This window comes from Latilactobacillus graminis DSM 20719, from assembly GCF_001436415.1.
Taxonomy (GTDB): domain Bacteria; phylum Bacillota; class Bacilli; order Lactobacillales; family Lactobacillaceae; genus Latilactobacillus; species Latilactobacillus graminis.
The window spans coordinates 152,575-167,097 of sequence record NZ_AYZB01000035.1; the positions used below are offsets into that span (position 1 = coordinate 152,575).

General features: G+C 38.7%; 11 protein-coding genes, 1 CRISPR repeat array and 1 other annotated feature. All 11 genes read right to left on the bottom strand.

Translation table 11 applies throughout. The features are described from left to right. Window positions 1-5: 5 nt before the first annotated feature. Window positions 6-788, bottom strand: a complete 783-nt coding sequence (gene sufC, locus FC90_RS05835; protein WP_057908331.1) for a Fe-S cluster assembly ATPase SufC — start codon at window positions 786-788, stop codon at window positions 6-8. Between the two features lie 122 nt (window positions 789-910). Next, complete coding sequence (locus FC90_RS09215) at window positions 911-1,087, bottom strand: hypothetical protein (RefSeq protein WP_157053046.1); 177 nt, start codon at window positions 1,085-1,087, stop codon at window positions 911-913. A gap of 303 nt (window positions 1,088-1,390) precedes the next feature. Then, a CRISPR array of direct repeats spans window positions 1,391-3,670; the repeat unit is 36 nt; unit sequence GTTGAACTACTCATTGATTTGATACTCTTCTAAAAC. 26 nt (window positions 3,671-3,696) lie between these two features. Beyond that, a complete protein-coding gene (gene csn2, locus FC90_RS05840; protein WP_057908332.1) occupies window positions 3,697-4,368 on the bottom strand; it encodes a type II-A CRISPR-associated protein Csn2 in 672 nt (223 codons plus the stop codon). After that, the gene (gene cas2 / locus FC90_RS05845; protein ID WP_057908333.1) at window positions 4,365-4,670 is read right to left on the bottom strand and encodes a CRISPR-associated endonuclease Cas2; all 306 of its coding nucleotides are present in this window, start codon (window positions 4,668-4,670) and stop codon (window positions 4,365-4,367) included. The genes csn2 and cas2 overlap by 4 nt, the downstream gene beginning before the upstream one ends. Further along, the gene (gene cas1 / locus FC90_RS05850; protein ID WP_057908334.1) at window positions 4,648-5,553 is read right to left on the bottom strand and encodes a type II CRISPR-associated endonuclease Cas1; all 906 of its coding nucleotides are present in this window, start codon (window positions 5,551-5,553) and stop codon (window positions 4,648-4,650) included. Before cas1 ends, cas2 begins: the two co-directional genes overlap by 23 nt. Window positions 5,554-5,783: 230 nt before the next feature. Further along, a complete protein-coding gene (gene cas9 / locus FC90_RS05855) occupies window positions 5,784-9,890 on the bottom strand; it encodes a type II CRISPR RNA-guided endonuclease Cas9 (protein ID WP_057908335.1) in 4,107 nt (1,368 codons plus the stop codon). Between the two features lie 128 nt (window positions 9,891-10,018). Further along, the gene (locus tag FC90_RS05860; protein ID WP_057908336.1) at window positions 10,019-10,840 is read right to left on the bottom strand and encodes a MetQ/NlpA family ABC transporter substrate-binding protein; all 822 of its coding nucleotides are present in this window, start codon (window positions 10,838-10,840) and stop codon (window positions 10,019-10,021) included. An 18-nt stretch (window positions 10,841-10,858) separates the two neighbouring features. Further along, window positions 10,859-11,548, bottom strand: coding sequence for a methionine ABC transporter permease (locus FC90_RS05865; protein WP_057908337.1), 690 nt, complete (start codon window positions 11,546-11,548; stop codon window positions 10,859-10,861). After that, a complete protein-coding gene (locus tag FC90_RS05870) occupies window positions 11,541-12,575 on the bottom strand; it encodes a methionine ABC transporter ATP-binding protein (protein WP_057908338.1) in 1,035 nt (344 codons plus the stop codon). Before FC90_RS05870 ends, FC90_RS05865 begins: the two co-directional genes overlap by 8 nt. Before the next feature lie 61 nt (window positions 12,576-12,636). Beyond that, window positions 12,637-12,880, bottom strand: a binding site (T-box leader). Window positions 12,881-12,956: 76 nt separating this feature from the next. Beyond that, window positions 12,957-13,265 carry a glycine cleavage system H family protein gene (locus FC90_RS05875; RefSeq protein WP_057908339.1) on the bottom strand — a complete coding sequence of 103 codons (309 nt, stop codon included), beginning with the start codon at window positions 13,263-13,265 and terminating at the stop codon, window positions 12,957-12,959. 13 nt (window positions 13,266-13,278) lie between these two features. Next, entirely contained in the window at window positions 13,279-14,478 is a 1,200-nt protein-coding gene (locus tag FC90_RS05880) for an FtsW/RodA/SpoVE family cell cycle protein (protein ID WP_057908340.1), read from the bottom strand. Window positions 14,479-14,523 lie beyond the last annotated feature (45 nt).

Genomic DNA, 14,523 nt, shown 5'->3' on the forward strand with positions numbered 1-14,523 from the left:
GCCCCCTATTTACTTTCGTCGTCAGTCAGTTTGACATCCAAGCCTAATTCGTCACGAATCCCGACATAACCTTCGTCTTCCAAACGTTTTGCAAGTGACGCATCGCCAGTCGTCACGATTTTGCCACCCATCATGATGTGCACATAATCTGGCACGATGTAGTTTAAGAGCCGTTGATAATGCGTAATGATTAATGAGCCAAAATCAGCCCCGCGCATTTCGTTCACGCCTTTTGAAACGACTTGCAAGGCATCAATATCGAGCCCAGAATCAATTTCGTCTAGGATGGCGAATTTGGGTTCAATCATCATCAATTGCAGAATTTCATTCCGTTTCTTTTCGCCACCAGAAAAGCCTTCGTTTAAGTAGCGTTCTGACATTTCTTCCGTCATATCCAAGAATGCCATCCGTTGATCCAATTTTTTCAAGAAAGCCATCACTGAGATCTGATCATCGTCAGCCCGACGTGCATTGATGGCAGCGCGCATGAATTCTGCGTTTGTTACCCCTTGAATTTCAGCCGGATATTGCATCGCCAAAAATAACCCCGCACGGGCGCGTTCATCGACTGGCATTTCTAAAATATTTTGGCCATCTAATTTGATCTGACCTTGCAATACTTCATACTTGGGATTGCCCATAATCGTTTCTGAAAGCGTCGACTTCCCAGTCCCGTTAGGTCCCATGATCGCGTGAATTTCACCCGTGTTCATTTCCAGGTTAACACCCTTTAAAATTTCCTTACCGTCGATGCCGACGTGCAAATCAATAATCTCTAATTTAGACATAGATGACCCTCCAAGAATCGCATTCTAGCAATTATTATACGCTCTTAATTCTATGCTAATTGAGAACTGTTTTCAATGCCGATGATATATTTTAATTCACAAGCTCTCAATTTGCATTTCTATTATTTTCTGCCTTCTATTAGTTCTTGGATTTCTAGGATATCCTTATCTTTCGCGAAGCAATTAATAAATCTTTTTGTCTGTGATTTTAATTGATAGTACATTACTCTCTCTTTTTTCTCTGGATTATTTCTTAATTTCCGTTGGTAATCACGTTGATATTTTTGTTTATTGAACATCACGATACTCCTTTTGTAAGTTTGTATGAAAATATATTTTTATACAATGAAAAACCCACTGATTTGATACTCTTCTAAAACTACAAACCTACAAATGCAAGTTTGGTTGAATTCCTCTTTCTGATAAAGTTTACATTCCGTTACTATAGTCAATTGATACACATTGAGTATAGCAAAACATTTTAACAATTAAAAGTCCTATTCTTTCTCTTAATTGATTCATAACTATGCTCTTAAAATTTAATTACACATTATTTGATACTCTTCTAAAACAACCTGGCGGTACTGATTTACCGTCATATTGTTGAACTACTCATTGATTTGATACTCTTCTAAAACAAGGCCCTCGGCTTAGATCCTAAGGAAGTTGTTGAACTACTCATTGATTTGATACTCTTCTAAAACTTTCTTTAGCAGCGGCAGCTGAAGCCAATGGTTGAACTACTCATTGATTTGATACTCTTCTAAAACAGGATAGCAACAGCTTGTTCCAAAGTTGTAGTTGAACTACTCATTGATTTGATACTCTTCTACAACACCATTGCTGTTGTATTAATTATTATTATGGTTGAACTACTCATTGATTTGATACTCTTCTAAAACCGATTTACAATATTTTTATCTGGATATAATGTTGAACTACTCATTGATTTGATACTCTTCTAAAACAAATCGCTCGTAAAGTCTGCCGGGTCAATTGTTGAACTACTCATTGATTTGATACTCTTCTAAAACAATGGAAATTATATTCGCTTTTCACTCCAAGTTGAACTACTCATTGATTTGATACTCTTCTAAAACGTATTCTGTGCTTGTTCTGTCATATTAATGGTTGAACTACTCATTGATTTGATACTCTTCTAAAACACATGAACTTATTGATTTACTAAAGAACAAGTTGAACTACTCATTGATTTGATACTCTTCTAAAACATACGCAGCGTTCGCAACGTTTGGAAGCTAGTTGAACTACTCATTGATTTGATACTCTTCTAAAACGAATAATAGAATTTGTGAAGAAAAATGCTAGTTGAACTACTCATTGATTTGATACTCTTCTAAAACGATGTGACTGACGAGGAAGCAACACCACCAGTTGAACTACTCATTGATTTGATACTCTTCTAAAACAAACTTTATCGATAAACTTTTGCTGACTCTGTTGAACTACTCATTGATTTGATACTCTTCTAAAACAGAAACAAAGAATCCATCTTCAGTACGTACGTTGAACTACTCATTGATTTGATACTCTTCTAAAACTCATCATCTTGAACAACACCACTCAAATCTGTTGAACTACTCATTGATTTGATACTCTTCTAAAACCGCAGTTGAAGCTGATTTTGAAGAAGCTGAGTTGAACTACTCATTGATTTGATACTCTTCTAAAACTGCCAGATTTAAGCGCCTGACCAACGTGTTGTTGAACTACTCATTGATTTGATACTCTTCTAAAACTTCTAGATGCTTGTTTCCAACCGTTTTCATGTTGAACTACTCATTGATTTGATACTCTTCTAAAACAATATCATGACATCATTGAATATTAATTTTGTTGAACTACTCATTGATTTGATACTCTTCTAAAACTCAAAGTTGGTAAATCTTTTTGAATCGCTAGTTGAACTACTCATTGATTTGATACTCTTCTAAAACACGAATTAATATTCGCAAATAATAGCAGTTGTTGAACTACTCATTGATTTGATACTCTTCTAAAACACACCTCTACCCCATTTGGTCGTGCTTCAAGTTGAACTACTCATTGATTTGATACTCTTCTAAAACTTGAACCAGGCTCGAATTCTTGATAAGTGAGTTGAACTACTCATTGATTTGATACTCTTCTAAAACTTAGCCTTGTATTGCTGTACCATTTCTGCTGTTGAACTACTCATTGATTTGATACTCTTCTAAAACCAGGACATTGCCACGAACCCAATTAAGTTAGTTGAACTACTCATTGATTTGATACTCTTCTAAAACTTAATTCGGGGCTACACAGTCGCGGGACTTGTTGAACTACTCATTGATTTGATACTCTTCTAAAACCATTGCTCAAACCATGCTATTCCTCCTACAGTTGAACTACTCATTGATTTGATACTCTTCTAAAACGATTCTAACAACATTCAGCATAGTTTTAGTGTTGAACTACTCATTGATTTGATACTCTTCTAAAACTTGGCTGTCCGCAAATAGAACTTATTGGCGGTTGAACTACTCATTGATTTGATACTCTTCTAAAACAGGTACTTAACGTCACTAGACTTGCTCTCTGTTGAACTACTCATTGATTTGATACTCTTCTAAAACGGATTGCGTTCAATCATTGCAAATGTTGCAGTTGAACTACTCATTGATTTGATACTCTTCTAAAACAAAAGCCGATTATCCAGTGATCACCATTTCGTTGAACTACTCATTGATTTGATACTCTTCTAAAACTTGAGTATGTTGCATGGTTAGGCCCATCTGGTTGAACTACTCATTGATTTGATACTCTTCTAAAACGGCAGAGCTCGAATTCAAGCAGGATTTACAGTTGAACTACTCATTGATTTGATACTCTTCTAAAACCGTCGTTTTTTCATCAGAATCTCATTCTATTCATAGCGCCATTCAACATAATCATTATCGATGTGATAATAACAACATTTCTGGTACTGTTCAAATTTAGCCTCTTCTGAAAATTCGATGAGAAAGAGTTTCACATTCAATGTCGCCACCAACCTCACCAATTCATTGAATTGGTTGATACTGAGGTAGTGCGAAACGTTGATCAACGTGATGATTTTTGCTTCATTTAACTCAACTGCTGTCTGTACTATACTCTCAATTATACCATATGGGTCATGTTGGACGACAGTCGAAAATTGTAAATTATAGAACTTAATCATTCTTTGAAGATCCCATTGCTGGTCAATATCAAGCGTCAGTTCATACATAAAGGCGGCATCTAAAATTGTCGAACGAATTTCACTATCTAGTTGGGCTAACTTTTGCCGATGCTGATCCGTTAAATCGGCGGCAAATTTTTTAATCAACCGATTCTGAAATAGGTGATTCAAATCAATTGCTGCCACATCGCCACCCCAAATGACAGCTTTCGAATAGTCTATCAGTTCATATTGATCATTGCTAAATTGAACGGTCTCTTGTGTCCCAGACATCCCAGCAATTAACTTGGTATACACCTCTGGATTACTTGTACTACAAACCGTGATTATCTTATTCTGAACTTTAAAAGATTGGTATGGATAAAAAGTAATGTTCATAAAATTAACGTCCTCTCGGCAGAATTACGGACATCATCACTCGATTCGCCCACTAAGAAATGCATTTTATTATATTGTTGCTCGGTAACCATCAATGTTTGCACCAAACCCGTCGGTGGTGTAAAGCCAGCAATGCGGTTTTCGATAAACTGCGCTGATTGTTTGCTGACACAAACACGGACGTAAACAGAGTATTGAATCATCAAAAAGCCTTCATTGAGTAATGCCTTTCTAAAATGACGATACGCCTTGCGATTCTCGCTCGTTTCAACTGGTAAATCAAACATGACTAATAAGCGCATTATTCGGTACCTCATGAGTCATTACCACCTTTACTTCAAATGCTTCTTTTGGTGTTGTCATAAATTTCAAACAATTCTGTACATGTTTTGTGAGCGCATTTCGCAGAATCGTTGTTTGTCCGTTATATTCTAGCTCAAGGTTCAATAACTCCACTAAACCGAATTTAACATCGGGGGTTAATTCATTAAACTTTTGATGTGCAACCCAATAATCAACCACTGGTCGAAAGGGTTCCATTAAATCGGAGCCTAAATTAAAATCGCTGACACTATTATGATGATGAATCCCGAATTGGGTTAAATAGCCATTACAAACGATTTCGCGATTAACGGCAGATAACAATAAACTATAACCGTAATTAAGGGCAGCATTAATAGGACTGTAATCCGTTCGCACAAAGTCTTTATCAAAAACTAACTGAAAATACTTTCGTGCAATCACGGCTTCTCGATTTGTTCGATCAGCAAATACCATTGCATCAGCTTCAGTTGTTAAGGTCTCAACATCTCTTCCTAGCAGTTGCGCACATTGAATCTGCATCGCAACTTTTGCTTGGACAATTGCTGTCCACACCGTTTCTTTCAACCCCGTTCCCCATTCAACCTGTTGTTGAATCGACGCGCGACTACGATTTCCTGGGTAATCGGCAATCGTTTCGCAAGTTGGATTACCGTCTTTGCCTGTAAAAATAATCTTAGTGCCCGCCTCACTCAACTCAGTAATCGCTGATGCCGTTAAAACAGCCTGGGTAGTCGCAACTAACAAAATCTGAATATCGTCAATTGGTACTTGGTGTGTCGCATCTTTGGTTTGGACAACAATCTTCCGTCCGGAATAAGAAACCTTTGCATGTTGTGAAATCACAACGGTTCGCCAACTCATAAAATTTTCCCCCTACATCCTTGTTTTCAAAATGATGACATGCTATAATGCTTTTGTTGAGCTTGATACACTCAATCGAAATACTCATTGATTTGATACTCTGAGTTAAAATCAAACAAGGTCTTTGGACCAAGTTTTCTATTCTGAGCCTCTTATGAGGCCTTTTTTTATGCCTTCAAACCTAAAAAGCTAGCCCATCATTACACCAATGACAGGCTAGCTTTATTTGCTTATAAATCCCTTAAAGCTACTCGTCGTTCGAATAAACCGGTTGGAGATTGATAGATAATTTGGGTGTCAGGTGTGAATGTAATACCAGTAGCCTTCTGCAACATTCCAAAATCAGTGGTCATTCCCAATTCTTTTAACGATACACGTCCCGCATCAGCATGCAGTCCTTGTAGAATTTTTTTCAACACTATCGGCTGAGTAATCTGTACTGTCTTATTATCATCAGGATTACTCTTCCATGGTAACTGCATGAAGGCCGTTTTACCCGCTAATAATTTAGCTCTAAATTGATTTGTATCATACAATGGGAAGTAGTGCATCACTTGATCTAAAATCTCATCATAAACTAGTTCAGCAAGTTCTTCAGACTGCGCTAATGGCAATTCACCATTTAACAATTTGACGGCTGTTTTGTCGAGAATCAGTTCCTGCTCATTGTGTTTATACGTCGCAGAACCCAATGTCAATTCCTGACCATTATCAAAGAGCCGTTGATTAATTAAGATGTGTGGTGCGATAACTTCAAAGTCTTCGACTACTTTCACAATCGTTCCTTTTTGTTTCTTCGCTTTTGTAAATTGCGGACTAATTTTTTGCTTTAAGAATGCTTTTTGTGAGTCTTCATCTTTCAGTTGTTTAAGTTGTGCTAGCCAACTTGTCTCAACACCACAGACTTTATAGAGATCACCCTTTTTATTTTTAATGCGTACGATACACATGTAGGCAACAGTCTTCCCTGAGTATCCACCATAGAGCGCAGTTGGTCGGGCTTGTTTAGCAGGAATCAATTGCTTCCCGCCCTGACCACTGGCTTTATCATCTTTAGCCGCATAGAGTGTTTGATTAAATAATGCTCCTGAATTTTCATGCACTTCGCGGGTCACTAAAATCTTCTTAAACTGATAAATTTTATTCAAGTAAGCTAGGCCGGATTCTTTATGCCAAAAGATTTCCTTATTAGTTTTATCTTCTAATTTAGCCCTCTTTAAATCATTTAAGAAATTAAAGCTACTCCACTTATCCTGTTGATTTCCTTTTAAATATTCGCCATAAGTAAAGTATGAACTTAGTTTTGGATAGCGTTTCAATAAATACATCCCCACAAAAGCTGTTAAATAAGCATCAAAAGCATGATGATAATTATTGACCTCTCGGTTTTTAGGAAAATCAAATTCAGAACGTATCGTCTGTGTTAACTTGCTCTTGACTGTAATGATTTTGACATTATCACCTTCATACTGGTTACTCAATAAGTTTGCTACCAATTTGATAACTTGTTGGGTTTCTACCAGTTGACGGCTAATAAAACGATTAATCTGATACTTATTTAGGTTTTCAGGATTGAACATTAAATTATCATATTTTTTCCGACTAATTAATCCTGCTCGATGCATGTAGCCCCATTCAGAAGCCATATTTTTGCCAAATTGCTTCTGAACTACCTGAAGAGGAACTCGATCGGCTTTAATCTCATTCATTCTAGATGATACTAGCGCCTTATTATCCAAGGAATCATCCTTAATGTAAGCCTGGGGAATAATATGATCGACATGATAGTCCGACAAACGATCAATATTTAATGCATTCCCGGTATATAAATCTCGTCCTCCTTGCATGAAGTATAAGTACACTTTCTCTTTAACTAAGTCATCTTGATTACTACTTTTCAGTTCTTGCCGAACACTTTCATCTGCAAGTACAGCATCGCTTATTTGGCTATACATCTCATCTAGCTTTCTTTTACGCCGAACTGTCAAACTTTTATCTTTCTGTGCCCCCCGCGCAAATTCAATCAATATTCTTTCTGGTGCTTGCCCTTTCATGGCTTTTTGAATGTCATTGACCACAAGTAGAATTTGGCGGAGCGCTTTTTTATTCTGTGGTGACGTATATAAATCATTGATGACATCTTGCACATCATTTTCAGCTAACACCATTTGATTGGCTTCAGTAATTAACTTGTCAAAGTCCTCAAAGTGAACAATCCGCATGAAGTTGTCGGTTGTATCCCAGAGTAAATCCATGATGCGTTGTCCATTTGCATTAACAATTTGCGTTAATAATTTAGCCGACAAGCGACCCCAACCGCGGTAGCGTTTAGTAGCTAGTTGCCCCCGTTGTTGTTCTGTTAACCATGTAATCTCATTCAATTTAGCACTATAAATTTTACCGTCTTCAAAAATCGTTGACCATTCAATGCATTTTTCCAAATCAGCTTGTTTATCAACATCATCAACCGCATCCCCAACAATCACCTTTAAGTCATGATACGTACTTAATCGACTATTGAATTTTTTCTCATCAGATAGACCAGTAATTGCGGGGCGACTTGCATAGCGCTTCTCTGATACCAAGTAATCCTGAATGTTTTTCACTGATACACTTGTCTTTTGCATAAATAAATCATTGAAGATTGCTTGTTTAAGCTCATTAGTAATCGGTTGGTCATCAATTTTAAGCCCATTTAATTCGTTTAATACTTCAAACCGTTGATAAATTAAGCTTTGCTTTGGTAATACATCTTCGGCCAATAAATAAGTGTCAGTGGTTGTCATGCGCTTAATAAACTCATTCGCCGATGCTTGCCGGTCCACTTTATCATCGAAGTTCCATGGTGTAATGCGGCCTTCAGTCTTACGAATCATCCATGCAAATTTGGCATTTGAACTTTGTTGTTGTTGCTCAGCTGTAATGAGCGGCCCAACGTAATACGGTACCCTAAATGCCACTAATTCATCTAATTTGTACTTAGCAACGGTTTGGCGCTTCGGATTGGGATTGAGTTCTGCCAACCATGGATAATATTGCTGTTGGTTCTCGATAATCCGGTCTAATTCCTGTTGATGTAACTGGTGTGGAATCGCCCCATTATCTTTGGTCCGTTGTTTAGGCATAAATTGATCAAGCTCAATTAATTTTTGAATTTCACTCACGAGCGGTTGTTCTGAATAATCCTTTAAGGCTTTTGTGACGTCGTCATAAAAAGCTTCCTTCGAATAGGCCTTCGTATTTTCTTGACCATCGATATACTGATCATAAGCCTTCTTTAGTTTTTGTTGATCTGCTGTTGCTAGATCATCTCGCACTGCTTTTAGCATTTTTAAATGTGCTTGATGTTCTTCATATTTTGTGATCATCGCTTGTGACAATGACTGGTTTTCGGGGACAATTCCGGCCAGTAAGATTCCCGAATAAAGTTCCTGTAAGATACCAATAACTTCGTGGCCATTGTCATCGAGACTACTTTCGAGCTTAGCCAATTCTTCATCAAAATTTTCAGCGTTAAAAGTCAATGCCCATGCTTTAACATCTTCAGCTTCAATCCCAGTAACCACATTAAACTTCGCCTTTAATCCTAAGATGGCTTTTAATATTTCAGTTGCAATGGCTTTACGTTGCTTCTCAATCGACTTATCCGCACTTGGCGTGTATAGCTTTGGTAACGCTTTGCGTTGGCGATTGCTAGCACTTTGTTGATTATCCATTAGAAGGGCCTTAACCGCTACCAATTCATCAGTCTCTAATTGAAAGCCGGACTCCCTAAATAAGTCAGCAAAAATGGTATTTAACTGATCAAAATGCTCTGCTAAATTAATTTCGCTACTTTTAAATGAGGCAACCGGCGCTTCGTTCAAGAAGTGCCCCCGATACTTCACAATATGGTGCATCGCTAAATAAATCTCACGAATATCAAACTGGCGCTTTTCAGTCATCAACTGATATCGCAAGTGGTAAATTGTCGGATATTGCTGATAAAAATCGGCATCCGGACGATCATTAAATAAACTCGTTTGCGGATATAATTTACGCTGATCTTTGGGACTTAAATTTGATTGCTTTTGCCGTAAGAAAAAAGTGCTATCAATCGGCGTGATATAGGGTTCAAAGATTTCTCTTAATAATCCCAAGCGCCACTTACGCCGCTTTAAGCGCCGCCGTGTTGTTCTGAAACTACGGCGCTCAGCAGCGGTTTGGCCTTCATCATATAAGCGAACCCCATAACCATATTTTCCTTTAACACTGATTAGTTTACTTTGATCATCAACAATCGCCCAGCCAATTGAATTGGTCCCAATATCTAGACCAATATTATACGAACGTTTCATACATACTCCCCCCAGTAATAATATACAATGTCAGTATATCCAATTTTGAGCGACTTTTCCAATTAAATTAAAAATAACACAAATATTGCCCAAAAAAAGACAAGCCTTTACTTAGCTTGTCTTTTTGCCTATTTAACTGGTAACACTGCCCCATGCCATTGATGCTTAATCCACGCTTGTGTTGACTTTGATTTGAGGGCTTTAACGAGCTTCTTGATTGCTGGATTATTGCGGTCTTTTTGATTGGTCACAACGATGTTGGCGAATGGTGATGATTGCTTTTCAAGGGCCACAGTATTCTTTTCAGGATTGAGCCCGGCTTGAACAGCATAGTTTGAGTTAATCGCGACTAATGTACCTTCATCATTTTTCAAGAGTTCCGGCATCAATTTAGGTTCAAAAGTGTATTCGAACTTGAGATGCTTCGGGTTGCTGGCAATGTCTTTGAACGTTGCATTCTCTGCATTCACACCCGATTTTAAGGTGATTAAGCCGCCATCTTTTAAAATCGTTAAGACGCGGCCCCAGTCGGGTTGGCTGCTTGAGACCAAGACTTTAGCACCCGATTTCACATCACTTAATTTCTTAACTTGTTTACTGTACAAGCCAAGCGGTTCTAAATGAATGCTGCCGGCACTAACCAAGTTATAGCCGTTGTTTTTGTTTGCTTTTTTCAAGAACGGTTTATGTTGATAGTAGTTGGCATCCAATTCACCACTTGCCAAGGCTTTATTAGGTAATACGTAGTCATTAAAGACTTTTATCTGGAGATTAACCCCTTCTTTTTTCAATTCAGGTTGAACATGCTTCAAGATAGCGGCATGTGGAATCGCTGAGGCGCCGACAACAATTGTATTGCGATCCGACTTGGGCTGCTGGTTGCCACAAGCAGCAAGTGCGCCCCCTAATAAGCAAATGGCTACTAATAATCCTAAACGACTTTTTTTCATGAAAATGCCTCCTTTAAATTAACGATGATCAATGTGTTGAACAACAAGGTCGCCTATTTTTTGACAAACGAACACGATGATTAAAATAATGACAGTTGCGACTAATGTAATCGCGTTTTGGTTAGCTTGGAAGCCATCTTGATAAGCAAGATTGCCAAGACCACCGGCACCAATCACACCCGCCATTGCGGTATAACCAACAAGTGAGATCGCAGTGACCGTTAAACCGGAGACAAGCGCTGGCATACTTTCTGGCAACAATACTTGCCAGACGATTTGGGCTTTTGAAGCGCCCATTGAACGGGTTGCTTCAAGCACCCCGTCATCTACTTCACGAAAAGCTGATTCAACTAGTCGCGCATAAAATGGTGCGGCTGACATGATTAAAGCTGGAATAGCCGCTTTCGGGCCAATCATGGTCCCCATCAACCCTTTGGTTAACGGAATCAATAAGACGATTAAAATGATAAACGGAATTGATCGAAAAATATTGACGAATAAAGCCACGATGCCATTCAAAATGCGGCTCACGCGACCACTACTTGCATTAGTTTGATAAAGGATTAACCCGAGGGCCAATCCTAAGATGGCCACTAATAAAACACTGACAATCGTTAACCAAACTGTTTCAAAAGTTGCTTGCCACATACTCGGCCAGTTCACTTGCTTAAATTGAAAATAGGATTGAAAACCATTTAATTTATCCATGTCGAACCACCTCCACTTCGATTGTTTGTTGTGCTAACTCTGCAAGCACTGCTTTTAAATCACTAGGATTGGCTTGAATTTGAATGTATAAATAGCCAAGTGCCCCATTGATGGTTTGTTGTAAACTCCCACTGATAACACTAATTTCAACGGTTGGATATTGTCGCATCAATCGGCCAATCACCGGTTGGCTTGATTGGGCTTCATTAAAACGCAGTTGCACGATTGTCCCATTTGGCACCCGTTCGAGCAGCTGATTGATCGAAGCAGCGGTTTCACTGGGAGTGACCATCAATGACTCTGCCACCAAGGCCTGAGTCGCCTCAGTTTTTGGTTTTTCAAAAATTTCATGCACCGTCCCTTCTTCGATTAACCGACCATTTTCCATAACGGCTATCCGTTGACAAATTCGCCGAACAGCCTCCATTTCGTGCGTGACAAGGACGATTGTAATCCCCATCTCCCGATTAATCTGAGCTAGTAACGTTAAAATTGAATTGGTCGTTTTCGGATCAAGGGCGCTTGTTGCTTCATCACACAATAATATTTTCGGATCACTAATCAAAGCTCGCGCAATCGCCACCCGTTGTTTCTGCCCACCCGATAACTCACTTGGATAAGCCGCTTCTAAATGAGTCAATTCAACAACCTTTAATAATTCACGGGCCTTTGCTTGGCGTTGTGCTTTGGGAACGCCCGCCAATTTTAGCGGTAACATAATATTTTCTAAGACAGTCTTTGACCAGAGTAGGTTAAAATGTTGAAAAATCATCCCGATCTTTTGGCGAATCGGTCGCATTGCTTGTTCACTCAACCCCACAATTGATTGGCCCTCAACGAGTACATCCCCAGTGGTTGGCTTTTCTAGTCCATTCAAGAGGCGCATCAACGTACTCTTACCAGCCCCAGAATAACCAATAATGCCATAGATTTCGCCGGCTTCAATGTTCAAGGATACATCGGTTAATGCAGCGAATGTTTTTTGTTCGCGGATAAAAGTTTTTCCCACCTGTTTTAATTGCAACATCCTAATCGCTCCCTCTTCTTTTAAAAATGCAAAAAAAAATCCTTCCTCTCAAGTCAATGAGAGAAAGGACGCTAAATGCGTGTTACCACCTTAATTCACGATTACCTCACAGTAATCGCCTTACAAAGTACCAGATTGATACTCGTTCGCTATATCGGGCAACCCCCGCATTCAGCTCAGTCAAACCTTACCAAATGAATTGCTCAAAGACCATATTCGTCTAGCTTTCATATTATCCGCTTGCACCTAACCGGACTCTCTAAAAATATTACTCACTAGACTACTCATCTTTTCATCGCTTAGATTAATTGTTTTTAATCATAATTAAAGGCGACTTAAATGTCAAGCTATAAATTCTAAATAATTTAACCCCATCATGAGCTAATCAACACGGATATCAGCAATCCAAGCATCTTTTTCATTATCTGCATTTAATAATTCAGGATTATCTGCTAACGGTGTATTGACGTTCACTAATTCACCCGCTAAGGGACTGTCAAGTTCCTGCACCATTTTTTCAGCCTCAATAGCCACCAATGTTTCGTTAAGCGTTAATTTTTGACCCACAACAGGCACATCAACAAATTTAATTAATCCAAATTCATTTTGGGCCGCTTTTGTAATACCAATTCTTCTAATGGATGCTGCAATTTCCTCTGTCCAAAAATAATCATTATTGACCATTGTCATCTGTCATTCACTCCTAGAAAGTATCTTCAGCTTCACTAAACATGTAACTCTTATAATGATACCGCATCGACATGATAAAACCAATTCCAATCAGGTTGCCCAACAAAGACGAGCCCCCTTGTGAAATAAACGGTAATGGAATTCCCGTTAAAGGTAACAAGCCAACGCTCATCCCAATATTTTCAAAAACATGGAATAAAATCATCATGATCACGCCGGTTGATACATATGCATAAAACTCGTTCTTCGTGTCGAAAGTCACGCGAATCATCTGATATATTAAAAAAAAGTACAACAGAATTACGAAACAGGCTCCGACAAAACCAAAATTCTCGCCAATTACTGAAAAAATCATATCCGATTCACGAACTGGAACATGCACTTGTACTTGATTGAAGCCTTTTCCAAATAACTGGCCAGAACCAATTGCTTTTAAACTTTGTGAAAGCTGTAAGCTAGTACTAGCAGTATTATCAAACGGATGGAGCCATGCATCAATCCGATTAAATTGATACGTTTTGAAACCTAAGTGCGTTAGAATCACCCGACCAGGGACAGTTGCTGCCAATGTTAAAGCTGTTCCACCGACTGCAGCAAGCGCCGCAATCGCTGGGGCGAGTATTTTCCAAGTCACTCCTGAAACCAGAATAATCCCTCCTAAGATAGCAACGAACACTAACAAGGTCCCAAAATCATTTTGTAATTTCAGCAAGACCATTACCGGTAACGTCCACAGACACAAGCGACCTAATAAAAGCCAATCGGTTTTAATCGAATGCTCTGGATAAGCGGTATTATGTTGGGTTACAACCCGGCCCAACATTAAAATATATGCCGGCTTCATGACTTCTGAGGGTTGAAAAGAAATGGGGCCTAATGAAAACCAACTCTTAGCCCCGGTTTGGATTGCGACAGCTCGATTATAAAAAATTAATACGGCAATTAAGAGAAAAATACCTAACCCATAAGCTAAGGGGGCAATACGCCATAATTGTTCTGAATCAAATTGCATAATCGCAACAATCGCAATGCCCCCAATCACGTACCAGACAGCCTGCATCACGACTGCCCGAGTTGAACTACCACCCGAAGTGTCATGAGTCGTTGCGACATAGATTGACATCAAGCCAATTAACGCCAACATAAAGACTGAAAAGACAATTCCGTAATCAATGCGTGCAGAATCTTCTGTTGTTTCTACTTCCTTTGGCATGCTAAGTCTCCTTCAATCAATTCTGCTCTCATTATATAAATAACC